At 51.5% G+C, this 23,842-nt stretch carries 21 protein-coding genes; 10 read left to right on the plus strand and 11 right to left on the minus strand.

What is annotated here, in order from left to right; genetic code table 11:
• Nucleotides 1-215 precede the first annotated feature (215 nt).
• The gene (locus tag AC55FS_RS12565; protein WP_496932601.1) at nucleotides 216-902 is read right to left on the minus strand and encodes an FMN-dependent NADH-azoreductase; all 687 of its coding nucleotides are present in this window, start codon (nucleotides 900-902) and stop codon (nucleotides 216-218) included.
• Nucleotides 903-1,002: 100 nt separating this feature from the next.
• Here AC55FS_RS12565 and AC55FS_RS12570 point away from each other — a divergent pair, with 100 nt between their 5' ends.
• Nucleotides 1,003-1,875, plus strand: coding sequence for a LysR substrate-binding domain-containing protein (locus tag AC55FS_RS12570; RefSeq protein WP_496932602.1), 873 nt, complete (start codon nucleotides 1,003-1,005; stop codon nucleotides 1,873-1,875).
• A gap of 191 nt (nucleotides 1,876-2,066) precedes the next feature.
• Here the strand turns inward: AC55FS_RS12570 and AC55FS_RS12575 are convergent, their stop codons facing one another.
• The 6 genes from AC55FS_RS12575 to AC55FS_RS12600 all read right to left on the minus strand — a co-directional run bounded on the left by AC55FS_RS12575 (nucleotide 2,067) and on the right by AC55FS_RS12600 (nucleotide 10,458).
• Nucleotides 2,067-3,302 (minus strand): DUF945 family protein, encoded by a 1,236-nt coding sequence (locus AC55FS_RS12575; RefSeq protein ID WP_496932603.1) that lies wholly within the window; start codon nucleotides 3,300-3,302, stop codon nucleotides 2,067-2,069.
• Between the two features lie 188 nt (nucleotides 3,303-3,490).
• Entirely contained in the window at nucleotides 3,491-6,601 is a 3,111-nt protein-coding gene (locus AC55FS_RS12580) for an efflux RND transporter permease subunit (protein WP_496932604.1), read from the minus strand.
• Nucleotides 6,594-7,730, minus strand: a complete 1,137-nt coding sequence (locus tag AC55FS_RS12585; RefSeq protein WP_496932605.1) for an efflux RND transporter periplasmic adaptor subunit — start codon at nucleotides 7,728-7,730, stop codon at nucleotides 6,594-6,596. The genes AC55FS_RS12580 and AC55FS_RS12585 overlap by 8 nt, the downstream gene beginning before the upstream one ends.
• A gap of 13 nt (nucleotides 7,731-7,743) precedes the next feature.
• Nucleotides 7,744-9,126, minus strand: a complete 1,383-nt coding sequence (locus AC55FS_RS12590; protein WP_496932606.1) for a TolC family protein — start codon at nucleotides 9,124-9,126, stop codon at nucleotides 7,744-7,746.
• A 101-nt stretch (nucleotides 9,127-9,227) separates the two neighbouring features.
• Nucleotides 9,228-9,695, minus strand: coding sequence for a chemotaxis protein CheX (locus tag AC55FS_RS12595; protein ID WP_496932607.1), 468 nt, complete (start codon nucleotides 9,693-9,695; stop codon nucleotides 9,228-9,230).
• Nucleotides 9,696-9,894: 199 nt separating this feature from the next.
• Nucleotides 9,895-10,458, minus strand: a complete 564-nt coding sequence (locus tag AC55FS_RS12600) for a hypoxanthine-guanine phosphoribosyltransferase (protein WP_496932608.1) — start codon at nucleotides 10,456-10,458, stop codon at nucleotides 9,895-9,897.
• Between the two features lie 157 nt (nucleotides 10,459-10,615).
• Between AC55FS_RS12600 and dapE the strand changes: the two genes are divergently transcribed.
• The 6 genes from dapE to AC55FS_RS12630 all read left to right on the plus strand — a co-directional run bounded on the left by dapE (nucleotide 10,616) and on the right by AC55FS_RS12630 (nucleotide 17,563).
• The gene (gene dapE / locus AC55FS_RS12605; protein WP_496932609.1) at nucleotides 10,616-11,749 is read left to right on the plus strand and encodes a succinyl-diaminopimelate desuccinylase; all 1,134 of its coding nucleotides are present in this window, start codon (nucleotides 10,616-10,618) and stop codon (nucleotides 11,747-11,749) included.
• Nucleotides 11,746-12,588, plus strand: coding sequence for a putative RNA methyltransferase (locus AC55FS_RS12610; RefSeq protein WP_496932610.1), 843 nt, complete (start codon nucleotides 11,746-11,748; stop codon nucleotides 12,586-12,588). The genes dapE and AC55FS_RS12610 overlap by 4 nt, the downstream gene beginning before the upstream one ends.
• 31 nt (nucleotides 12,589-12,619) lie before the next feature.
• The gene (locus AC55FS_RS12615; protein ID WP_496932611.1) at nucleotides 12,620-13,279 is read left to right on the plus strand and encodes a TetR family transcriptional regulator; all 660 of its coding nucleotides are present in this window, start codon (nucleotides 12,620-12,622) and stop codon (nucleotides 13,277-13,279) included.
• A complete protein-coding gene (locus AC55FS_RS12620; RefSeq protein ID WP_496932612.1) occupies nucleotides 13,276-13,710 on the plus strand; it encodes a DNA polymerase III subunit chi in 435 nt (144 codons plus the stop codon). The genes AC55FS_RS12615 and AC55FS_RS12620 overlap by 4 nt, the downstream gene beginning before the upstream one ends.
• A gap of 5 nt (nucleotides 13,711-13,715) precedes the next feature.
• Nucleotides 13,716-14,510 carry a hypothetical protein gene (locus AC55FS_RS12625; protein ID WP_496932613.1) on the plus strand — a complete coding sequence of 265 codons (795 nt, stop codon included), beginning with the start codon at nucleotides 13,716-13,718 and terminating at the stop codon, nucleotides 14,508-14,510.
• 104 nt (nucleotides 14,511-14,614) lie between these two features.
• Nucleotides 14,615-17,563, plus strand: a complete 2,949-nt coding sequence (locus tag AC55FS_RS12630) for a valine--tRNA ligase (protein WP_496932614.1) — start codon at nucleotides 14,615-14,617, stop codon at nucleotides 17,561-17,563.
• Between the two features lie 80 nt (nucleotides 17,564-17,643).
• Here the strand turns inward: AC55FS_RS12630 and AC55FS_RS12635 are convergent, their stop codons facing one another.
• Together AC55FS_RS12635 and AC55FS_RS12640 are read right to left on the minus strand one after the other, a co-directional pair.
• Complete coding sequence (locus tag AC55FS_RS12635; protein WP_496932615.1) at nucleotides 17,644-17,883, minus strand: DUF3297 family protein; 240 nt, start codon at nucleotides 17,881-17,883, stop codon at nucleotides 17,644-17,646.
• A 308-nt stretch (nucleotides 17,884-18,191) separates the two neighbouring features.
• Nucleotides 18,192-18,959 carry a hypothetical protein gene (locus AC55FS_RS12640; RefSeq protein ID WP_496932616.1) on the minus strand — a complete coding sequence of 256 codons (768 nt, stop codon included), beginning with the start codon at nucleotides 18,957-18,959 and terminating at the stop codon, nucleotides 18,192-18,194.
• A gap of 406 nt (nucleotides 18,960-19,365) precedes the next feature.
• Between AC55FS_RS12640 and AC55FS_RS12645 the strand changes: the two genes are divergently transcribed.
• Nucleotides 19,366-19,599: a hypothetical protein gene (locus AC55FS_RS12645; protein ID WP_496932617.1), complete on the plus strand. Its 234-nt coding sequence runs from the start codon at nucleotides 19,366-19,368 to the stop codon at nucleotides 19,597-19,599.
• A gap of 56 nt (nucleotides 19,600-19,655) precedes the next feature.
• Here the strand turns inward: AC55FS_RS12645 and AC55FS_RS12650 are convergent, their stop codons facing one another.
• Entirely contained in the window at nucleotides 19,656-19,940 is a 285-nt protein-coding gene (locus tag AC55FS_RS12650; RefSeq protein WP_496932618.1) for a hypothetical protein, read from the minus strand.
• Nucleotides 19,941-20,049: 109 nt separating this feature from the next.
• Complete coding sequence (locus AC55FS_RS12655; protein WP_496932619.1) at nucleotides 20,050-20,778, minus strand: Bax inhibitor-1/YccA family protein; 729 nt, start codon at nucleotides 20,776-20,778, stop codon at nucleotides 20,050-20,052.
• A 121-nt stretch (nucleotides 20,779-20,899) separates the two neighbouring features.
• Here AC55FS_RS12655 and AC55FS_RS12660 point away from each other — a divergent pair, with 121 nt between their 5' ends.
• Nucleotides 20,900-21,814: a LysR family transcriptional regulator gene (locus tag AC55FS_RS12660; protein ID WP_496932620.1), complete on the plus strand. Its 915-nt coding sequence runs from the start codon at nucleotides 20,900-20,902 to the stop codon at nucleotides 21,812-21,814.
• Nucleotides 21,815-22,103: 289 nt separating this feature from the next.
• Nucleotides 22,104-23,768 (plus strand): AMP-binding protein, encoded by a 1,665-nt coding sequence (locus AC55FS_RS12665; RefSeq protein WP_496932621.1) that lies wholly within the window; start codon nucleotides 22,104-22,106, stop codon nucleotides 23,766-23,768.
• The last annotated feature ends 74 nt before the right edge of the window (nucleotides 23,769-23,842 follow it).

Raw genomic sequence — 23,842 nt, forward strand, 5'->3', positions numbered from 1 at the left:
TCATGCTGGTATCAACTGAACATCCCTCAATCAAGGCACGAAGAGTGATGCTTAACGAGTTAAATGAAGGATGAGCAACACAGATTGAGGGCTTTTCAGCCATACCCCAAAGGGCTGGAGTCCGTTTTTCCCTGAGTCGCGTTATTCGTTGCTTATTTAACCCGTTAAACCACACGCCTCATGCCTCAAAAAACTGACGTCCAGCAGCAGAGCTGCTAAATAGTGTTAATAGGCCCTAATAACCAAGGCCCCAACACTTGATCGATACGCTGTTCGGCCTGTAGCAGCGATTGCTGCAGGCGTTGGTCAGTAAACTCGTCATACTCAACCGTTAAACGCTGTATTTGGCGAATGCCCATGTAATTGAGTGCCGTTTCAACGGCCGGCTCCACATGGTTCCAATGCTGTATGCGGCACTCATCGTCGTAACCATAGTCACCACGTGAAGAGACAATAACCACCTTCTGCTGCAACTCGGTTAGTAATGGCCAATAGGGTTCACCACTGCGCTGACGATCAAATCCAAACGTTAGACCGACACGAACAATATTATCCAGATAGGCTTTAAAACCCGCAGGCGGACCAAAGTTATACATAGGCACACCCATTATAATCATGTCTGCCTGCTTTAACTCAGCCACCAGCTCGTCGCTCAACGCCAAGGTTTGCATCATCCAAGCTTCACGCTTAGCGGCGGGCGTAAATGCCGCATGTATCCAATCACCCGTTACCGGTGGTGGTGGATTGGCGCCGACATCCCGATAACTCACCTGCAGTTCTGGCTGTCGTTGTGTCAGCCATTCAACCCACTGTCGAGTCAGGCGGCGAGAATGTGAGCCATGTGATTGACGGTCGGAATAGCCAGCTCGGGCACTGGAATCAAGACGCAACAGGGTAGACATAGGCACTCCAAATCAATGAGTTTTATTCAACCCAAATAAGATACCTATGCTAAATTAGCGCGAAAAATGACTTATTCTCGTCCATAGCTGAGATATTCTCATGCATTTAACATCTGCAACTGGCCTGTCATCGCTATCTTTAGATACATTACAGGTCTTTGCCAGCGCTGCCCGCTGCTTAAGCTTTCGACAAACCGCCGAGTTGCATCAAGTCACTGCCACCGCGATTAGCCATCGCATGCGCCAACTGGAATCACAATTAGAACAACAGCTATTTGTCCGTCAGTCACGCCAATTACAACTCACCAGCGATGGCCAAGCACTGTTGGCAGCCATTGATCTACCATTGCAAACTTTGCAGCAATCGATCACATCGCTGTTTAATAAAAGCACTTCACTCACCATCGCCTGCACTCCCGCATTTGCCAGTCATTGGCTGATCCCACGCCTCAGTGACTGGTATCAGCAATACCCCAAATGTGATATCCGCATCCAGAGTCAGGTCAGTGTGCAAAACCCAGCCCATGGCACCATTGATATCGCGCTTCGCTGCAGTGATGATGGTAAAACCGGCAGCCATTTGGTCGATGATCATTTTATTGTGGTGGCTGCGCCCCACTATGCAGCCAGCCAGGATTTGATTCCGACACTGCATTACGACTGGCATAACCAGCAACTCCCAATGCCGCAATGGCGCCAGTGGCAACAGCGCTGCAGTCAGCGATGGCGTATCTGCCTGCAACAGAAAATACATTTTTCTGACGAATCCCACGCCATTCAAGCCGCCATAGCCGGACAAGGCGCGATTCTAGTCAGTCAAGTTTTAATCAGCAGAGAATTACAAAATGGCTTACTGATGCCGATTAGCGACACATCATTGCCCGCCGCTAGCTGGAGGTTTGTTAGTCGCGAGCAAACATCACCAATGGAAAGGTGTTTTTATCATTGGCTAGCAGATCAGCTAAAGACATAAATAGCGATAAATCGTTAACACTCATTTGAGAGTGACAAAGACAATCACGGCCCGAAGATGGAAAGAAATGATATTGCAAACAGGTATAAATAGCTGCGGTTAACCCTGGAAAAGCTCCAACCCCATCGCAAAGTGGCCATGATAAAAACAACAGCGATAGGGCCGGATTTAGCAGTTAGGACTGCGTAAAATTAAGACTGCGTAAAGGGTGCCAGCAATTGCAGTAACGGCATTTTTTTGCCGCCAGCAAAGGTTAACTCACCCTGCTGTAACGACACACCAAGCTGATAACCGTTAGGGGTTTGCTGCAACAGATCTGCACTCACGGCACCTTCTAACTGCTGGCGCAACTGAGCGTTGCCCATCAAATCGCCACGATAATCTGCATCCAACTTGCCTTGCAGTGCTGCCACCAACAGCTGTGGATTTTGCAAAACACCGCTGGTGCCTTCGGGAATGGTCAAGTTCAAGCTACCGTCAAACTGTTGGTTCATCACATTTAGCGATAATTTGCTGACTGAAAACGAAAAACCACGCGTCATCAAGGTATCCAGGGCCTGCATGGCATCTGCATCCGTCATAAACTGAGACTCGGCGTCAGCTTGTTCAAGCTTCTCACTCAGGGCTAATACTGAAACCGAGTCAACGTCTTTCAGCAGCCACGTCATGGCCATGCTGCCAGCAGGAGCATCCGGTAATTCAATCTTTGCCAGACTCATATCAAACTGATAATCCAAACGACCATTGTGCTCGGTCAAAGCCGCTGATATGTCTACATCAGCAATATTTAGGTCGCCGTCGGGGGCATTTTCGCTGCGAATAGTGTCGATATGAAAATTCTGCGCGCCCAGACCCAAGCGGCTGGCGCCATTGATATCACCTTCACTGGTAATATTATTAAAGCTTAGCCTGACGTTTTTTTCGCCAGTCATTACCACAGTCGGTGCGTTTAACTGGAAAGTCACCGCATCGCCACGCACTTGAGCATAGAGATCCGAGGCAGCAATCTCGACTTGCATATCGTCATCACTGAACTGATGCTGCTGCAAAGCGACATGAATGTTGGCATCACCGTTCAGCTCAATGTCACTGGTGGCCAATAATGGCCAGGACAAATCATCTACAGTTGATTCCATTGTTACGCCGGTGAGGCCATGGCTCACTTGATGGCGCACCACCCACTGCAAGCGCCATTGCTGTTCTTCAAATAAGGCGACGGGTCCAGGATCATCAATCTGATAAGTCGTGCTAAATGACGATGTTAGATAACCAGCCTGGTAATCATTTAGCGCAACGCTGACACCCTGACCCACAGTTTGTACAACGTTCGTTTCTATTTGTTGTTTAGCGATCTGGCCAACAGCAAAAGGCCATGCAGCGGCGCCGGCAACGACCACTGCCGCAGCAATCCATTTAGATGAACTCACAAAGATACTCCGTATCAAATCAAAGAAAGCCATGTTGGCGCGTCATTACCAGAGCAACGCTAAACCTGGCTGCATGCTGGAGGCCGGCATTGTATAGAAGCCGGCCTAGCTGCGCGAGGGCCTAGGGCCTGATCACGCTGTGATGAACTGACGTCCAGCAGCAAAGCGCTAACTAGTGTTAACAGGCCCTAGTAAGCAGGATCGGTGTGGCGAACCGGCAGCGTTAACTGTATGCGATCCAACAACACATACAGCGCAGGCAACACCAATAGACAGATAAAGGTGGTGAACAAGATGCCAAACCCTAACGAAACCGCCATCGGGGTAATAAACTGAGCCTGACGCGAGGTTTCAAACACCATAGGGGACAAACCGCCAAAGGTAGTCAGCGTGGTCAGCAAAATAGGCCTAAAGCGTCGAACACCGGCGTCCACCGCCGCTTCCACCGCGGTGCGATGACATTCCCGCCGTCTTTGATTGGCGTACGTAATTAAAATCAGACTGTCGTTAACCACCACCCCGGCCAACGCCACTATGCCCATTATACTCATAATAGAAAGGCCATAACCCAGCATTAGATGACCCATCATGGCACCCACGGCACCAAAAGGAATCACCATCATAATCAGCAACGGCTGGCTATAACTGCGAAATGGTATCGCCAGTAAGACATAAATCAGCAACATGGAAAATAGGCCATACAGTATCAGGCTTTGTTTACTCTCTTCGGTATCCGCCTGACGGCCGCGAAAGCCAAAATCGACCCTGGGATATTTGGAGCGCAAATCAGCGAACACTTGCTGCTGCAACAATGACATAACCGCAGGAATTTGTTCACGTGGCTCCACTTCTGCCGTTACCCGCACAATTTGCTGACCATCGCGGCGACTGATGCTGGCCGGCGAGCGACTTTTTGACAGCTCGGCGATCTCCATTAAAGGCACATAGCCACCTGCTGGGGTGCGAATTTTAAGTTGTTCGATATCGGCACTAAACTGTCGCTCATGCTCAGGCAAGCGAACCAGCACCGTCACTTCGTTACTTTCACGCTGCTGCCTTAACGCCCTGGCACCGTACAAAGCGGCGCGTAGCTGTTGCGCCACCTCTTGAGACTCCAGCCCTAAACTTCGGCCCATGGCAGTCAATGACACCTGCCATTGCGGCGTGCCCGAAGTAAAACTATTGGCAACGTCGGCGACTCCGGCAATACTTTTAAGTTCGACGGCCAAATCAGCGCTGGCAGCGGCCAAATCATCAGTGCTGGCGCCACGCAGTTCAATCGTTAATCCAGCCCCGCTGGAAGGACCACCGCCACGTTCAGAGTCGAAGGTCAGGCTGCGAATACCGGCAATTTCACCCAATTGCTGGCGCCAACGTTTAACCAATTCGGCAGCGCTAATGACTCGCTGGTCGTAATCCACCAACCGGGCTTCGACTTCTACCCGGCTGCCTTCAATCTGGCCCTCGACACTCAAAACATAGTCCTGCCCATCGACTTCCAAAGGCTCCACCACCGCATCCAATGCTTGCTCTAAGCGCTGTCGCATGGCATTCGCTTGTGCAATGGGTGCATTGGGATACAGCTCAATGGTGGCCACCGCAAATTCCCCTTCCAAACGCGGAAACATGCTAAAGCCCATGCGCCCGCTGGCTGGCACCGCCAGCACCATCATGGCCACCGCGACGGCCACCGCCAGTGTAAGCACCGGCTGCTGCAAACAACGCTGCAATATGGGTTTATAACGTCGTTCAATAAATCGGTGCAAACCTTGATCAACCCTGTCTTGTATGGCATCCAATCGCCGCCCTAATCTACTGGCCGGTTGCCTATTTAAACGGCCTAAATGAGTCGGCAAAATAAATAATGCTTCCAGCCAGGATATTAAAAAACAGCAAATCACCACCACAGGAATAGCAATAAACAACTTCCCCATAAACCCCGGCAACGCCAGCAAAGGTAAAAACGCAGCGATATTGGTCAAGATGGCAAACGCTAGGGGCATCGCCACCTCTCTGGCACCGTGCACTGCCGCATCCATAAAGGGCATGCCACTTTGCATATGCTCATAAATATTTTCGCCTGCAATAATGGCGTCATCAACAACAATGCCCAGAGCCACAATAAAGGCAAACATAGAAATCATATTGATTGAAATATCGGCTGCAGGCAGCAACATCAAAGCACCGAGAAAAGCGGTAGGAATGCCCATAGTGACCCAAAAGGCCAAACGATATTCAAGAAAAACGCTGAGCAATACCAACACCAGAATCAAGCCAATGGCGGCGTTCTTGAGCAACAAACCAACCCGCTCACGGTAGGTTTTACCATCATCATCCGTGACTAATAACTCAACGCCGGGCGGCAAGGTTGCACGAATACTGGCGAGTTTTTTATGCGCCGCTTCCACCACCGTTAATGGCGTTTGATTCTCGGCGCGATGAATATCAAATCGCAATGACGTTTGGCCATTGTAAGTCACCTGCTCATTGCTGTCGGCAAAGCCTTCAGTCACATCGGCTATATCGCCCAACTGCAATTGCACGCCGGCGTCATCTGCTACTAAAGGCAGACGACGAAATTCTTCGGCCCAATAAGCTTTGTCATCCAGCGTCACCAACATATCACCGCCCGGTGATTTCACTTCACCGGCCGACTGTTCAAGTGCATTGGCGCTGATATGACCGGCAATTTGCTGCAGAGTTAAGCCATAGCGTTGTAAATCCTGCTGAGTGACTTCAACATGCACCTCTTCTTCTGGTGCACCCAATATGTCGACTTTACTGATATCCGGCGATGACAGCAGTTCTTCACGAATCTGTTCTGCTAAGCGCTTGAGGGCAAATTTATCGAGTGGACCAAACAGCGCCAGCTCCATCACTTCAATGGAGCGACTGGCCACGCGCACCACTGGCCGCTCAATTTGTGCCGGAAAAGTGCTGATACGATTAACTGCCTGTTGAATGTCCTGATAAGCCTGCTGTTTATCGGTGCTATTTTCCAGCTCTACCGTGACCAGCGCTGACCCTTGCGACGCTTCAGCACGAATTTCTTTAAACCCATCAAGCTGAGACAATTCGTTTTCAATCGGCAATATCACACCATTCGCCATTTCTTCGGGTGTTGCGCCGGGATAACCAACGCTGACCAGCACCATATCGGCTTCAAAAGGTGGAATAAATTCTTTACGAATATTGAGCGACATGACTAAGCCGCCAACGATTAAAAACAACATCAATAAATTGGGCGCCACCCCATGGCGAGCCATCCAAGCAATCGGACCACGAGTATAATCAGTCACTGCCAGGCACCTCGTTAGCAACGCGCACGGCCATGCCTTCTGTTAACGCATCAATGCGACTGAGCAACAGTTGATCACCCTCTTCAATCGCCGCATTTAACCAAACCTGTTCACGGTCTCGATAAATAATCTCCGGCTGTAACTGCCGTAACTGCCCGTCACGAATAACCCAAAGACTGTCATCATCATTGAGCAAATCAACGGCAACGGCGTAGGCCTCATTAATGGTTTTACCCACCACAGTGACGTCCAAGTATTCATTGACCAACACGTTGGGTGTGCCATTTAGCGGCTGATCAATGGCCAGCAAAACCCGGGCTTGGCGATCGGAACTGTCCACGCCCGCCAACACATTAACAACACGAGCATGACGCTGCTGGCCTTTGGGCCAATTAGGCTGTCGCACGATGACGGGTTGATCGACATCCAGCCAAGGCAAAAAATGTCGTGGTAGGCGAACTTCTAGCCAAAAGGTGTCGGTGCGCACCAACTCAAACATTGAACTGCTCGGCGTAACATAACTAGCGCTGCTCACAGAACGGCTTAATAGCTGGCCATCAAAGGGCATACGTACTTGGGTTCTTTTTACATCGAGCTGGGCCTGCTGCAGCAATGCTTGTGCATTAGCCAGCGCCGCCTCGGCTTTTGCCAGCTGTGGCTCTCGCAATACCAACGCACGCTCTGCAGACGACAGCGCCTGCCCCGACAATGAATATTCTTCACGCGCTAACGCTGCTTCACCGCGTTCAATATCCAGATCAGCTTTGGCCTGAGTCACCGCCGCCATACGCTGAGCCAGCAATAACTGGTAATCGTCATCCTCAATCTGTGCCAGCAAGGAACCTTGCTCTAGCCAAGCACCTGGAACCGCATCCTTCGACAGAGCAACCACTCGCCCACTCACTTGTGGCGTTAAACTGACCTGCTCTGCAGCTTGCACAACGCCCCCGCTACGCCAGGTAGGTCGAGAGGATTGGCGCTGTAGCGGCTGAGCATCCACCAATCGCGCCGGATCAGTGGCATTTTTTTTACCAGGCTTAGGAGCCGTTGCCACTATGCCATAGCTAACCGCTGCTGCCGCCAGCAACACCACCACACTGAACACGGCGGTTTTTAATGAAGCTTGCATCAATCAAATATCCTTAGGACCGGTTAACACTCAAAATATCCGCACCTGGGCTGAGGGAGGTATAAAAATTAATGTGAGACTGCAGCTGCTGTTGCTGCCACTGCAGCAGCTGATTTTCCAGCTGTAATACATCCTGCTGAGCATTTAACAAACTTAAAAAGTCGGCAACGCCTTTGCGATAACGACTGGCCTGAAAGGCTTCATTTTTACGCGCCAGAGATAATTGACGACTCACACTGTCAACCTGCAGACCGGCTTGTCGAGCATTGATCAGGGCCTGCTGAACATCATGTGCGGCTTGCAGCCAAGTTTGACGATAATTGGCCATCTGCTCTTTAACGACCGCCTGCTGACGCGCCACTTCAGCCCGGCGCTGACCGCCATCGATCAGGGGTAACATTAAATTGGCGGCCAGATTCGCCAGCCAGTTATCAAACAAATCAGCAAAACCTGCCGACGTCGAAGTCACACTGGCCGACAACGATAAACGCGGATAGCGATTAGCAACCGCAGCGGCCAATGCCGCATCATCACTTCGCAATTGATACCAAGCAGCCTGGACGTCTGGACGCTGTTGCAAGGCCTGCAACTGTATCTGGGTTGGCAATGATGGCAAGGTCGGCAGCGGGGTTAATTCAGCCGGTAAATCCTGAACATTCCCCCCCATCCAAAGGCGCAAGGTTTGCCAATGGTTTTCTTGCAGGGCTTGGGCACTGGCTTGCTCTGCCAGATTGGCTTCGATCAGTTGTTGCTGCTGCCAGACATCAGCGACCGTGACCAGTCCACGGCGGAAGCGCCCTTCGATCACTTGCAGTGCTTCCTGCAGCCGTTTTTGTTGTTGCTGCAGCAAAATAAGATGGGCTCTTTCAGCCTGCCAGTTATACCAAGATAAGCTGACCTGGCTAATAACCGAGGTGCGCTGCAAACGCACTTTAGCCTGCTGACTTAACATCGATAACTGGCCTTGCTCATCTAATGCGTTGATGCGCCCCCAAATATCCAGCTCGTAACTCGCTGATAAGCCCGCACTCCAGCGATTAGACGCCGATGAGCTGTCACCACCATTGATAACGCGCGAGCGGCCAAGTTCAGCATTCACTGACGGGAATTGCTCAGATCCTAACGCCTTTGCACTGGCCTTAGCTTGAGCATAACGCTGCCTAGCGGCTTGCAAAGAGTTGTTGTTTTGCAGCGCACGTTTAATCCAATCTTGCAGCGCAAGATCGGCCCAGGATTGCCACCAAGCATCAATACCCAAAGCACCCTGCTGGGCGAGAAAATTATCGGGGAGTATTGGGCGGGTATCTAACTCTGAAGGATCAGGCGCAGACTTGAAGGCACAGGCGGTCAGCAACACAGTGATGGGCAGCAAGGTCAGAACACGTGCGACAGCCATAAATACTTCTATCTCCCTCAGAAAGCATCGTCATATTAGGCAACGTTTATTCACCACCCCACTGCTTTTACCCTTGTTTACTCACGACCATTCAATGGCCGTTATGGCTGCACCGTCATGGTCAGCTCAATAAAGAAGTCGCCATGCTGACTATCAAAGGGAATAACAATCACAGGGCTGCTGCCATGGTGACATATAGGTTCTGAGCCTTGCAGCAAATTAGGCCGCGCCATATCAATATCATAACCGCGTTGCTCCAGCAGCTGCCGTGCACCACCCGACAGCATATTCGTTAGCTCACCAGTTAATGAGGTGCAAGATTCGTCCAGCTCCAACACCTCCTCGCCCAACATCGCCGTGGTAATGCCAATAATGGTTGACGCCGAGAAGCTGATGGCAAGTGAGCCAGCGACGCCGTCGCCCTGCATCGGAATAATGGCCGTTACATCGCCCAGTGGCGCACTGTCTTGCTTAACAAATGGAGCACCATGAGCACAGGAAGTCGCTGCCATGGTATGAAGAATATGATTGATGGTCTGAATAAATGGATTGATCAGTTCCGCATGCATAAGCGCCCACCCTAGCCCGACAACACAATGACTACTAACTCTAGTCGGCTCTGCTTAGGCTTCTAGCAGGATTTTGTAACCCGAGTGCTTATGCCTTGTTACTGCTGCGGTGGAGAAAGAGAAACCAAGGTAGATCTACAGGAGGGACTGCAGCACGATGATTAGCTCCGAAGAGCCAACCATCGCTGCATTAATGGTCTTACAGGCCTTTAACGGCGTAGATACCAGGAGCATTGCGCCAGTAACCGCGGTAGTCCATACCACAGCCAAAGACATAGCGATCCTCAACATCCATTCCAACAAAATCTATCGTGAGATCCGTACTCTTTCGATCATGCACCTTATTAACCAGCACGGCCGTCAACACTTCTTCCGCGCCTTGCTGCTTACAAGCCTTCACCACTTCGGCCAGGGTATTTCCTTCATCAAAGATGTCATCCAGGATCAGCACAGTGCGGCCCGTCATAGGAATGGACGGCGGCGCCTGCCATTGCAGTTCGGCTTGTCCCTGAGTTTCACCGCGATACCGGGTGGCATGCATGTAGCCTTGCTCCAGTGCAAACGGCAGTTTGGTTAGTAGTCGCCCCGCCATTACCAGGCCGCCATTCATGATGCTGTAAACAACCGGCATACGATCAGCCAAGCGAGCGGTAATATCGGCGGCCAGTTTATCCAGGGCGTTTTCGACGTCTTGTTCTGTTTTTAATAAATCAGCTTCCTGCAGAACCGTATTCAATTGCTCCAGGGTCAGTGACTCTGTCATTTTTGCGTGCTCACTCAAATTGCTTAGGGTGCCGGTCGGCACAGAAAGCGGCGTATGGTACCACCGCGAATGCGGAAGGCAACGCAGCTGTGCACGCAGGGCTGTGTTATCATGCGCGACTTTTATCAGCCACTCTCGACAAATCAGCCGGACCCCTATGACTCCCACACTAGAATTGGCCTTTGATCTGATCTCCCGTCGCTCCGTTACTCCCGAGGACGACGGCTGCCAACAACTGATGATGCAACGTTTACAGAAGCAAGGTTTCGACTGCGAACCACTGCGTTTTGACGAAGTCGATAACTTCTGGGCTCGACGTGGCAACTCAGGCCCGCTGGTGTGTTTTGCCGGCCATACTGACGTGGTGCCGACAGGGCCAGAGCGCAACTGGCAGCATCCGCCTTTCGAACCAGAAGTCGATAGCGACGGTATGCTGTGCGGACGCGGCGCCGCCGATATGAAAGGCTCACTGGCGGCCATGGTGGTGGCGGTAGAAAACTTCGTGCGCAAACATCCCAACCACCAAGGCTCCATTGCTTTTTTGATTACCAGCGATGAGGAAGGCCCGGCCAAAAACGGCACCGTTAAGGTGGTTGAAACCCTAGAAGCGCGCAATGAAAAAATTGATATGTGCATTGTCGGCGAACCGTCGTCAACCGATCGCGTTGGCGATGTCGTGAAAAACGGTCGCCGCGGCTCCTTGGGTGCGGTACTGCATGTGCACGGTATTCAGGGCCATGTCGCCTACCCACATCTGGCTCGCAACCCAGTCCATCAAGCCGCTCCGGCTTTGGCTGCGCTGGCAGCAGAGCATTGGGACGAAGGCAATGAGTTTTTCCCGGCCACCAGTTTCCAGATTTCTAATATTCACTCGGGTACTGGCGCCACCAACGTCATTCCTGGCGAAATGGAGGTGGTATTTAACTTCCGTTTCTCTACCGAAGTGACTGCCGACCAGCTTAAGCAGCGCACCCATGCCATTCTTGATCGCTTTGGTTTGCAGTACGACATTGACTGGACCGTCAACGGCCTACCGTTTTTAACCGATCACGGCCCACTGGTGGATGCGGCCCGCCAAGCCATCGCTGAAGTGACTGGTTACGACACCGAGCTATCAACCGCAGGTGGCACCTCTGATGGCCGCTTTATTGCCCCAACCGGCGCTCAGGTACTTGAACTGGGTCCCTGCAATGACACCATCCACAAGGTCAATGAACGCGTCAAAGCACAAGACCTGGATACCCTAACCGCCATGTACGAACGCATGCTGGAGCTGTTGCTGGCCTCATGAATGAATGGATTCTTGCCTGCCCGCATTGCGGCCAGGCCCTCACCAGCAGCGACCACAAACGCTGGCAGTGCGATGCCGGACATAGTTTCGATCGCGCTCGCCAGGGCTACCTCAACCTGCTGGCGGTGCAGCACAAACGCTCACGCCAACCCGGTGACAGTGCCGACATGGTCAGCGCTCGCAGCCGCATACTCGACAGCGGCTTATACCAGCCCATCAGCGACGCGCTAGAGCAGCACATCCGCCAAGCGACAGACGTTAAACAATTGGCTGATATCGGCTGCGGCGAAGGCTATTACACAGCACGACTGGCTCAGGCATTGGGGGCTACGACTCAGGTATACGGTGTCGATATTTCCAAAGATGCGATCAAAGCCGCCGCCAAACGCAGCCAGCAAATTTGCTGGCTGGTGGCGTCCGGCGCACAGCTACCGCTGCTGCCAGGCCAGCTCGATGCGATCACTTGCCTCTTTACCCGCTTGATGCCACAGCAGTTTGCTAATGCCCTTAAGCCAGAGGGAAACGTCTTTACCCTGTCGACCGGCGATCAGCATCTGCTGCAGTTGCGCCAGGCACTCTACCCCCAGGTAAAAGCGTCAGGATTTGACCCCGAGCGCACCATGGCGGCGCAGTTTGAGTTGCTGCAGCAGCAGCAGATTCAATACCAGGTTGAGGTACCACAGGAGCTGTTGCACGACCTGATTATGATGACGCCACATTACTGGCGTACCAGTAGCGAGGCACGTGATGCCCTGGTCGCTCAAGGGGATTTACAGGTCGACATCGACGTTCGCCTGCATCACTTCCGACGCCGCTGCCAAGCCGCATCGAGCGCGTGATACACTGGGTCGAATCAGCGGAACTACCATCATGAGCGTTTGTGACATTGTCATTGCCCAACGTGCGAAAAGCCCACAGCAAAAAGCGCTGCGACGACAGCAGATCTTGCAGGCTGCTAGCGAAGCATTTGCGCGCCACTCATACGACCAAGTCAACTTAAACGATATTGCTCAGCGCAGCGGCATCAGCAAAGCGGCGCTGTATCGCTACTTTCGCAGCAAAGAAACCTTGTTTTTGGCCTTATTCGTCGAGCAGCTACAACGGTTAGTAGAAGACGCCGAGCAACAGCCGCGCTCGACGGATGCCGCAAAGGCATGCGTTGAGGTGATGGCTCGACATCCGGTGTTCTGTCAGCTCAATGCCATTTTACATACGGTGTTAGAGCAAAACCTGACGACTGATGAAGCGCGCGACTTCAAATTACAGTTGCTGCCGTTACTGCAACGCTTTGCGCAACTGCTGGCTAACTGGCTGTGCTTAGAGCTGCCGACGGCCATGACCTTACTACTGCATGTGCAGCAAGCCATGATCGGCTGCTGGCATATCTGCCACCCCAGTGCAGCGGTAGCCGCGGCCATCAGCCAGCCGCCACTCACCTTCTTGCAGCGTGATTTTCACACCACCTTGCACCAACATCTGAGCTGGTTGTTTCGCGCGCAACCAAGCACACAATGCGAGGGCTCGATATGACCCATGCACACTTTTATATCTTGCCCGATAACGATACCCAGTCGCAGTGGCACTTCGCCTGTCGACTGATTTCTCAAGCGTTGCTACGCCAAGGCTGTGATGTGCTGGTGCAAGTAGATTCCGAGGATCAAGCCCAGGCATTAGATGAGTTATTGTGGACCTTTCAACCGCAGGCCTTTGTGCCGCATACTCTACTTCATCCGAATCAACCGATTGAAGCAGCGCCGGTGCATATCTGCTGGCATAATGATCCAGGGCCGCACCATCAACTGCTAGTGAATTTGAGCAGCCGCCTGCCAGGGTTTGTCGGCCGCTTTGAAAGGCTCTCAGAGGTGGTAGTACAACAGGAAGACGTCCTGCACTACACTCGTGAGCATTATAAATACCTGCGTGATCGGGGTTACCCGATCACAGATCACGACATGAGATAGCGTGAATGAACGATAAATCCCGAAGCCTGCTGGATGAGTTGGAAAAACTGCAGCAAGTGCTCGACGACGCCGCCAGCGAACCAGGCAGCGAACAAGAGGCTGGCGACTTCAGCATGGACGATATCCCGCTGCTGGATGACGTATTTGACGACGACTGGCAACCACAAGACACGGTCGACGACGGTACCCGCGCGGCAGTCGTGAGCATCAACGCCGACAGCGTTGTAAACAGCAAAGCCCCTGCCACGGAAATACCGACGCTTAAAGCGGTACCAACAGCGGCGCCGGTAGCAGAGGTCAAACCTAGGCAGCAGCATGACATCAATACAGATGAAGCAGTAGCCGCCAAGGTCACTGTATTAACCACCGCCAGCACAGCCAACAACTCCCCAAACAGCGCAGCGCCAAGCAGCGCCCCGCTGTTAAGCGCCGCGGATTTGTTAGGCCTAGGTGATGACGAACAAGAAGGTCCTGACATCATCGACATGCTTGAGCAGATAGACGATGACGACAGTGATGAGCCTGTAGCCAGTGGCGCCAATCCGTTTCTGCCCGCATCGATTCTTGAACGCTTGGCACAAGAGCGCGCCGCCGCTCAAGCCGATGCCCAGCAGGCTCACCAAACATTAATTCGCCCGAGCGAATCACGCACACCGCCAGCCAACCATGACTTGCTAGAAGATGTGCCCAAGCTGACGGAGCAACAAAAGCAGGCCTTGCTAGACGATCTGGTAGAAGAAATGCTGCCCACACTGCGTTACAAGCTGCGCCAGCGATTAAAACAACTGCTCTATTCCTAACACTGTCACTACCGCTGCCAACACCTAGACGGCCCGTGCATGCACGGGCCGTCTTCGGTTATACTTTGGGCCATTTTTCGACTTAGATTAGTTAGCAGCAGATTATGGACAAGACCTACAAACCCAGCGCCTTAGAGCAAGCTTGGTATCAACAATGGGAACAACAAGGCTATTTTAGCCCCTATCAGCAAGGCCTGGACGGACCTGGCTACTCCATTATGATTCCGCCGCCCAATGTCACTGGCTCACTGCACATGGGCCACGCCTTCCAACATACTCTGCAAGACGCTCTGACCCGCTACAAGCGCATGGACGGTCACAAAGCCTTGTGGCAAGTAGGCACCGACCATGCCGGCATCGCCACGCAAATGGTGGTCGAGCGCAAACTGGCCGCCGAAGGCCAGCCAGATCGCCACAGCATGGGCCGTGACGCCTTTATCGATAAAGTCTGGCAGTGGAAAGAACATTCTGGCGGCACCATTACCAGCCAGATGCGCCGCCTCGGCAACTCGGTAGACTGGGACAGCGAGCGCTTCACCATGGACGATGGCTTTTACAAAGCCGTTCAGGAAGTGTTTATTCGTTTGCATCGAGATGGCCTGATTTATCGCGGCAAACGCTTGGTTAATTGGGATCCCAAACTGTGCACCGCCATATCGGATGTTGAAGTAGAAAATCACGATAAAAAAGGCTTTATGTGGCATTTGCGTTATCCGTTGGCGGATGGTGCACTTACGCAAGATGGTAAAGACTACATTGTCGTGGCCACGACTCGCCCTGAAACCATGTTGGGCGACACTGGCGTTGCAGTAAACCCAGAAGACCCGCGCTACCAGCACCTGATCGGCAAAGAGATTATTCTGCCATTGGTTGACCGTCGTATTCCTATCGTTGCCGATGAGCACGCTGATATGGAAAAAGGCACTGGCTGCGTAAAAATCACTCCAGCGCACGACTTTAACGACTACGAAGTGGGCAAGCGCAATCAGCTGCCCATGATCAATATTTTGACCTTCACCGCCGATATTCGCGACGAAGCACAGACGTTTAACAGCGACGGCAGCGTCAACAACGAACTGTCTGGTTTTATTCCAGAAAAATACCGTGGTTTGGAGCGTTTTGCTGCTCGCAAAGCCATCGTTGCTGACCTGGAAGAGCAAGGTCTGGTCGACAGCATCAAAGACCACGAATTATCCGTCCCTATTGGTGATCGCGGCGGCGTCGTTATCGAACCCATGCTGACTGACCAGTGGTACGTCGATGCCAAGACCATGGCAAAGCCCGCCATCGAAGCAGTCGAAAACGGTGATATCGAATTCGTACCGAAAAACTATGAAAACATGTACTTCTCCTGGATGCGTGATATTCAGGACTGGTGTATTTCTCGCCAACTGTGGTGGGGACATCGCATTCCTGCCTGGTATGACGAGGAAGGCAACGTTTATGTCGCTCACAACGAAGAAGAAGCGCGCCAACAAAACAACTTGGCCGCTGACGTTGAGCTCATCCAGGATAACGACGTACTCGACACTTGGTTCTCGTCCGCGCTATGGACCTTTGGCACCTTAGGTTGGCCAAACCTGGACGACCCGGAAGTAGCCAAGCGCATGGCCGACTTTCATCCTAGCGATGTGTTAGTAACCGGCTTTGATATTATTTTCTTCTGGGTGGCGCGCATGATCATGATGACCATGCATTTCATTAAAGATGAAAATGGCAAAGCGCAAGTTCCATTTAAAACCGTTTACGTCACCGGCCTGATTCGTGATGAAGTGGGCGAAAAAATGTCCAAAACCAAGGGCAACGTGCTCGACCCACTGGACATGATTGACGGTATTTCGTTGGACGAATTACTCGGCAAGCGCACTGGCAATATGATGCAGCCCAAGCTGGCTGAAAAAATCGCCAAGCGCACCAAAAAAGAATTCCCTGAAGGCATCAGCCCACACGGTACCGACGCTTTACGCTTTACCTTGGCAGCAATGGCATCCACCGGTCGTGACATCAACTGGGACATGAAACGCCTAGAAGGTTACCGTAATTTCTGTAATAAATTATGGAACGCTTCGCGCTACGTTATGAGAGAAGTGGCTGGTGAAGACGCGGTAGAAAAAGCTGCCGCCGAAGGCACAGCCATTGCCGTAACGGATGAGATGAAGGTCGCTTGTGGCGCCAATGGTGAAGCCGGCGTTTTATCACTGGCCGATCGTTGGATTATTTCCCGTTTGCAACGCGCCGAAAGCGAAGTTCGCCGTCATCTCGACCAGTACCGTTTTGATATGGCAGCACAGACACTGTATGAGTTTATCTGGAACGAATACTGCGACTGGTATCTGGAGCTGTCTAAACCAATTCTGCAAAACCAGAACACAAGCGAAGAGGAAAAGCGCGGCACACTAGGCACCTTGGTACGCGTACTAGAGGCCACTCTGCGCTTGGCGCACCCTATTATTCCGTTTATCACTGAGTCGATCTGGCAGCAAATCAAAGAGCTGGCTGGCAAAGCCGATGCTGGCGATACCATTATGCTGGCCCAGTACCCCATTGCTCAGCCAGAACTGATAGACGCCGAAGCAGAAGCCGATATCGCTTGGCTGCAAGGCGTGATTACTGCGGTGCGCAATATCCGTGGTGAGCAAAATATTCCACCTAGCAAGCCCCTGGAATTGCTGTTTAAAAACGGTGATGACGACGACTTCCGCCGCGCCGAAGAAAACCAGACCTTCTTAACGAAACTGGCCAAACTGGAAAAACTCACCTGGCTCAACGACGGCGACGAAGAGCCGATGTCAGTCACTCAGCTGGTGGGCGAGATGGAAGTCTTGATCCCCATGGCTGGCTTTATTGATAAAGACGCTGAAGTGGCTCGCCTTAACAAGTCGATTGAAAAGCTCGGCAAAGAACTGGAGCGGGTAACCAACAAGCTCGGCAACCCAGGCTTTACCGACAAGGCACCTGCTGCCGTGATCGATAAAGAGAAAGAAAAAGCCACAGGCTTTGAGCGTGATATTATCAAGCTGAAAGACCAGATTGAGAAAATCAAGGCGCTGTAACCAGCGCCCTTCTCAAGACCAATAAAAAACGCCCTGGTTTGTCGCCAGGGCGTTTTTTAGTTGTGCTTTAAGCTTTGCACTTACTTATAAAATGCTTCTACTTCGCCTTTTAGCTTCATCAGCATAGGATTACCGAAACGATCTTTTGCCGTTGGTGAAGACACTTTCACCCAGCCCTCACTGATACAGTACTCTTCGACGTTAGTGCGCTCTTTGCCATTCAAACGAATGCCAATCTCATGCTCAAAGTACTCTTCTGCATAGAACTTGCTTTTGGGGTTTACCGACAAATGATCGGGCAGTTCGGGTTTATCGCTCATGATTACCACCTTACCAATGAAAGGCCGACATTGTAGGTGAAACCGCAGGCCAAATCATCTCGTTGCAACTAGCCACCCGCCGCCACGCCGAATCAAGACCAGCAGGCAGCTGAGAGCATTACTGAGTCACCAGTCTTCTTTCGCAGCAGTGTCGGCGCCCCAAAAGAGCGCCGACAAGCTTCGCCTGCCATCTCATCCACACACAAGCGTCACGCATATGCGGAACAATTATCAAAATAGGCAAACGAACTTATAGATTAGATTTTAAACAAAAACCATTCCTAACCCGCCCTATATACGCCTGACCACTAGGCATCAAAGGCTTCATGCAATAAGTCGCTCAAACTCGATGAAACAATCCGAGGTTCAATGCCACTTTCACCTTCAAAGATTATTTCAAACGCTTCAGCACCTAGCTTTAGCGTTTTCACTTTGCTACCTACAATATGGTTTGCGTCAAGACTTAAAATTCGACTTCCCCGCCCCATCCAAGTCGCCTCAATACGTGCTTGATTATTCTTAATACGACCAAACAATTTCAGAACCACCAATTTTCCATCGACTTCAGTGCGAACCACATCAACGACAGAATCTTTAGTAGTATCAATTAACGAACCACCACCAAAAATCAGACCGGCACCATCTGATTCAACCAAAGCGTTAGTCGCGGAGAATTTATCAATTGCCTTAACTTGATACTGGGCAGCAGCGCCATCACTAAAGTTTGCAGCCGAGATCTCAACCAGCAGTTTTTTGAATACCCATGGCCCCGTCAGGATGGCTCTGTATTTACCCTCGTGCTCGGCACCATCAACTAGGTTCGTCGCAACAAGGTTGGTAGCATTGGCCAACTTGAACTCCACCCGTTTGATAACTGTTTCAACCTCAGCGCTTCCTGCGATCGATTTTTTTTCAACTGTTAAATCAATGCCATCAAGAGTATGTAGATCCAACCTTGGATAAACGATGCTAAACCCGTTGTACTCGGTATTAATAGAATAGGTTTCGACCTCAGCCAAACAAGAGACTGAGGTCAGCCACAAAAGAGAAACTACGAAGATTTTTTTGATCATCATGATCACGTCCCTGCCAATAAATGAAGCGCGCAAGATAGCAAAAACACAGTCTGGATAGAATGCACGGCACCTTTGGGATGGCAAAGTTCCAGGCTATGCGCCCTTGCATCCAACCTTTTACGCCACCACTATCGAAACGACTCAGATTCACCCTATTCCCTGCAGGATCAATCAAGGGCACAACAGACAGGCGCCACGCCCTAATTCTTTTGGCGTATCCGTCATTTACTGGCAGCCCATTAGCGCAAGCCCTCACAGCGGGTGACTTAGATCCACGTTAAAGACAACCACCACTCAGCCAGACTGGCACAATTTCAAAGCAAACTCCCCAGAGTAGACTATTCTTTAAAGCAGTGTGACAGCAATTGTCGCGAGACAAGGCCAAATTTTAAGGAGATATTCCGCCATGGCACATTCGGCAGCCTCACAAATCCCACCGGAAGAAGACATTGAGCGCCTGCAGGAGCAGGTGGATTTACTTGAACAGGAAGCACAGAAGATCAGTAACAAACTGGCCAACGAAGGCTTCGTTAGCCGCGCGCCGGCCGCAAAAATTGAAGCGGAAAAAGACCGACTGCAAAAATGCCGAGATCTGGCTCAGCATTATCGGGAACGCATATTAAGCATTGTGAAGGGCTAACACACCGATACCTGGCCAGCAGTTTTTGTTGGCTTTAGAGGAAGGGGTAACTGCGCTTAGTCTTGCTGGCGGGTACGCTTGCGAAACACTGCCTGGCACTCAGCATCTACCAGTGTAAATATGCTGTAGTGCTTTTCCTTCGCTTTGACGTAGCTAGCAATCTCTTTGCGCCGGCCAGGGTGGTGCACTTTCAGCACCTTAGCTGGATGAAATATTTCAGAGTTTTTGAGCAGCTTTAACGCTAGGGCGTCACTGGCAGCCATCGCCTCTTTATCGCGACAATCCGCCAACGATATAGCCGAACAACAACACATCAGCCAGCACAGCATTGATTTCATCATAGCTCTGCGCTCTACAACACCCTTGTAGACAAAACCATATCATAAAAAAAAGCCCCGACAGCAACGCTGTCAGGGCCAGAGAGTGGAATCAATGAGCGAGCCGTGACACTTACTCATCACCTCCCAACACACCAAAGATCTGCAGTAGCGACAGGAACAAGTTGTAGATCGCAACGTACAAGGTCACAGTGGCAGAAATGTAGTTGGTTTCACCACCATGCAAGATTTCGCTGGTTTGATAAGCGATCAAGCCTGTCATCAAAATGATAAACATTGCTGATACCGCCAGTGCCAAAGCAGGGATTTCAAACAAGAAGGCTCCCAGACTCAACACAAAGGCCACCAAGATTCCGACCGTCAGGGTTTTACCCCAACCGCTCAAGTCTTTGCCAGTACTGACAACCCAACCAGACATGGTGAGGAATATCAGACCTGTGGTCCCCATCGCCATGGCAATGAGCTGGCCACCATTAGGTACTTGAGTCAGGTAAAAACTTAAGATGGGCCCCAGAGTTAGTCCCATAAAACCAGTTAGCGCAAACACAGCCACCAAACCCATAGCACTGTGCTTGGTTTTTTCTACAAAAAACAGCAAGCCAAAGTACACCAACAAGGTCCACAAGCCGAAGTGTGGAACATTCATGGCCATAGACACCATGGCCATGGCACCGCTAAACAACAGTGTCATCGACAACAACGCATAGGTGTTGCGAAGTACTTTGCGGCCGTCGGCAGAGACCACCTGATCACGGCTGTGCACTTCGAAAGAGTCACCCACCGCGACGCGGCTGTCTGCGCTCTGGTCGCTTTTCATGTTCAGGTAATCTGGACGATTCATTTCTCAACTCCTTTAGTATGAGTTCCCATTATTGTAGATACGGGCAAAGCAGAATAATATTCGAATTATATTACCCTAACACCTCGGTTTTTTCGATCTATCATAATGGGCATAAGTTCCCTTGAAAGCACTTAACTATAAGCACTTACAGTATTTTCAGCTGGTCGCTGAAGAGGGTAGCGTACAGGCTGCTGCCGCCAGGCTCAACGTCACACCACAAACCATCAGTGGTCAGTTACGCGTGCTAGAACAGCAACTGGGGGTAGAACTGCTGCGCAAATCTGGTCGTCAACTAGAGCTCACCAGCGCTGGCCGATTGGCGCTGCACTACAGTCGAGACATTTTCGCTTTGGGTGAGCAGTTACAACACGCCCTGCACCAAGCTGATGACCCACAACCCAAACAACTGCGCGTGGGCATCGTTGATGCACTGCCTAAGGCCATTGCCCATCAGCTGCTGCTACCTGCACTGGCCGCCAGCCCCACCCAACTAATCTGTCGCGAACAGCCTATGCCTGACCTGCTCGGCGAACTGGCGGTCGGCAAGCTCGATTTGGTACTGGCGGACAGCCCCATTCCACCGAATATGAAGATTCGCTGCTTCAGCCATCTGTTAGGCAGCAGCCCTCTGGCCTGCTTTGCCACCCCAGAGCTACAGCAGACTCACCCGGGGCCCTTTCCTCAGTGCCTGCAAGGCGCTCCTTTACTGCTGCCAACGGACACTCATTCTGGCGTTCGCGCCAGTGTGCTCAGCTGGTTATCACGCCAGCAAATACATAGCCGCATTGCCGGTGAGTTCGATGATTCCGCGCTCCTTAAAGCATTTGGCGGCCAGGGCCATGGGTTTTTCTTCGCTCCTGCCGTGATAAGCAGCGACGTTCGTAGCAAATACGGTGTGCAAAGCGTTGGCACCGCCAGCGAACTACAGCAAACCTTTTATGCACTAAGTGCAGAGCGCACGGCTGACGATCATGGCCTTGAGCACATAGTTACAGCGGCTTCCTATTACTTCTGCCCGTCTACCAATCAACCTTAATCGCGCCGCGATCCCGATAGCGCGAGCAAGTCATGGCAAAAGTACGAATAAAACTAAGCCTGGAGTTGCGCAGGAACATCATTTCAAGCCAATTGCAAACCTCTCTCGCCCCCACCGCTTTTATTAGTGCACCGCCATAAACACAGATGATATAGCTGCTATACAGGCCATTGCTGCACCACGCGCTGCCCAAGCCTTATAAGCGGCATTTACGTTTTTTAACAGACGCCTAATTATTGGGCGCTTAGTGTGTCAACAGGATACCAATAACAACGACTAAGGATTCACCATGCCAGCAAAATCCCCTCTGGAAATGCTTTACCACTGGGAGTCAACCCAACCCGAGCAAATATATCTACAACAGCCAGTACAACGTCAATTTAAGCCCTATAGCTGGCATGAAGTTGGGCAACAAGTACGGCGACTGGCCAATGCTCTGATCGCGCAGAACTTTCCCAAAGGCAGCCATATAGCCATATTGTCGAAAAATTGCGCCGAATGGTTTATCACCGATTTAGCCATTCTTATGGCGGGCCACGTGTCAGTGCCTGTCTACGCCACAGCCGGTGGAGAAACGCTGCGTTATGTACTCACCCATAGCCACTGTCGGGCGATATTTGTCGGCAAACTCGATAACGCGAAACAGCAAAGCCAAGCTATTCCAGAGGGTGTAAAACGGTTTTCTTTTCCTTACCCGCAAGACCTTGAAGGCGTCGATATCGACCTAGACTGGCAAACGCTACAGTCCCACCCTCCACTGGAAGACAACCCCATTCCAGATGCCGATGACACCATGACCATCATTTATACCTCGGGCTCGACTGGCAACCCCAAAGGCGTGGTCATCACCGTTGGTTCTTATGCCTGGAGTTGCGACACCCTGGGGCGAACCATGCCCACTCATCCGCAAGATCGCATGCTGAGCTATCTCCCCCTGGCTCACATCACCGAGCGCGTGATCGTCGAAGGCGCCAGTTTGTACAACGGTTTTCAAGTGTCCTTTGTCGAATCACTCGACACCTTTACCGACGATTTGAGGCAGGTATCTCCCACCCTATTTCTGTCGGTGCCGAGATTATGGACCCGCTTCCAGATGGGCATCCTGGCCAAGGTGCCACCGCAAAAACTCAATCGCATGCTCAGCATCCCGCTATTAAAAGGCCTCATTGCCCGCAAGATACGCAAACAGCTTGGCTTCGAGCATGTACGTTTGTTTGGCAGCGGCTCTGCACCCTTGTCTCCTGCGGTCATTCGTTGGTATCAAAAACTTGGCATCAATATCACTGAGGCTTGGGGCATGTCTGAAACCAATGCCCTTGGAACCACCTGCTACCCATTCAGAGCCGACAAGGTGGGCTGCATCGGCAAACCTTATGAAGGCATTGAGCTACGCATCAGCGACGAAGGAGAAATTCAGTTAAAAGGCCCATTCTTAATGAAAGAATATTATCTTGAGCCAGATAAAACCGCTGACACCTTCACCCAGGACGGTTATCTCAAAACCGGCGATAAAGGCAAAATGGACGATGATGGTTATGTCACCATCACAGGGCGACTGAAGGAAATCTTCAAAACAGCCAAAGGCAAATACGTCACCCCTGTTCCGATTGAAGCACAACTGATGGAGAACTCCTTAATTGAGCAAATCTGTGTCACAGGAGCGTCATTAAAGCAGCCCGTAGCCCTTGCCGTTCTTACACCTGAAGCTTGGGATCACGATCAGCAGCAGCTACAAAACAGCCTCACACACACGCTCGACAAAGTGAATAAGCGCCTTGAAAGCCATCAACAACTGGACGCAATCATCATCATCAAAGACACCTGGAGCATCGACAACAGCCTGTTGACGCCGACGTTAAAAATCCGCCGCCATCTGATCGAAGCGCGGTACCATGACCTGATCCACCAGCCCTTGCAGGACCGCATTATTTGGCCGGTAGCGTCGGTACAGTAACTCAAAAAGGCAACTAATAACTGTCGTCAGCTGCATCGCAAAAAAAAGCCCGGTCAATGACCGGGCTTTTTTAG

The sequence above is a fragment of the Bacterioplanes sp. CLAM21 genome, from assembly GCF_059641015.1.

What these genes read in the sequence shown, in the direction of transcription:
- AC55FS_RS12565 (WP_496932601.1), bottom strand. Translation starts at nt 902, where the DNA reads ATGTCTACCCTGTTGCGTCTTGATTCCAGTGCCCGAGCTGGCTATTCC.
- AC55FS_RS12570 (WP_496932602.1), top strand. Translation starts at nt 1,003, where the DNA reads ATGCATTTAACATCTGCAACTGGCCTGTCATCGCTATCTTTAGATACA.
- AC55FS_RS12585 (WP_496932605.1), bottom strand. Translation starts at nt 7,730, where the DNA reads ATGCAAGCTTCATTAAAAACCGCCGTGTTCAGTGTGGTGGTGTTGCTG.
- AC55FS_RS12590 (WP_496932606.1), bottom strand. Translation starts at nt 9,126, where the DNA reads ATGGCTGTCGCACGTGTTCTGACCTTGCTGCCCATCACTGTGTTGCTG.
- AC55FS_RS12595 (WP_496932607.1), bottom strand. Translation starts at nt 9,695, where the DNA reads ATGCATGCGGAACTGATCAATCCATTTATTCAGACCATCAATCATATT.
- AC55FS_RS12600 (WP_496932608.1), bottom strand. Translation starts at nt 10,458, where the DNA reads ATGACAGAGTCACTGACCCTGGAGCAATTGAATACGGTTCTGCAGGAA.
- dapE (WP_496932609.1), top strand. Translation starts at nt 10,616, where the DNA reads ATGACTCCCACACTAGAATTGGCCTTTGATCTGATCTCCCGTCGCTCC.
- AC55FS_RS12610 (WP_496932610.1), top strand. Translation starts at nt 11,746, where the DNA reads ATGAATGAATGGATTCTTGCCTGCCCGCATTGCGGCCAGGCCCTCACC.
- AC55FS_RS12615 (WP_496932611.1), top strand. Translation starts at nt 12,620, where the DNA reads ATGAGCGTTTGTGACATTGTCATTGCCCAACGTGCGAAAAGCCCACAG.
- AC55FS_RS12620 (WP_496932612.1), top strand. Translation starts at nt 13,276, where the DNA reads ATGACCCATGCACACTTTTATATCTTGCCCGATAACGATACCCAGTCG.
- AC55FS_RS12625 (WP_496932613.1), top strand. Translation starts at nt 13,716, where the DNA reads ATGAACGATAAATCCCGAAGCCTGCTGGATGAGTTGGAAAAACTGCAG.
- AC55FS_RS12630 (WP_496932614.1), top strand. Translation starts at nt 14,615, where the DNA reads ATGGACAAGACCTACAAACCCAGCGCCTTAGAGCAAGCTTGGTATCAA.
- AC55FS_RS12635 (WP_496932615.1), bottom strand. Translation starts at nt 17,883, where the DNA reads ATGAGCGATAAACCCGAACTGCCCGATCATTTGTCGGTAAACCCCAAA.
- AC55FS_RS12640 (WP_496932616.1), bottom strand. Translation starts at nt 18,959, where the DNA reads ATGATGATCAAAAAAATCTTCGTAGTTTCTCTTTTGTGGCTGACCTCA.
- AC55FS_RS12645 (WP_496932617.1), top strand. Translation starts at nt 19,366, where the DNA reads ATGGCACATTCGGCAGCCTCACAAATCCCACCGGAAGAAGACATTGAG.
- AC55FS_RS12650 (WP_496932618.1), bottom strand. Translation starts at nt 19,940, where the DNA reads ATGATGAAATCAATGCTGTGCTGGCTGATGTGTTGTTGTTCGGCTATA.
- AC55FS_RS12655 (WP_496932619.1), bottom strand. Translation starts at nt 20,778, where the DNA reads ATGAATCGTCCAGATTACCTGAACATGAAAAGCGACCAGAGCGCAGAC.
- AC55FS_RS12665 (WP_496932621.1), top strand. Translation starts at nt 22,104, where the DNA reads ATGCCAGCAAAATCCCCTCTGGAAATGCTTTACCACTGGGAGTCAACC.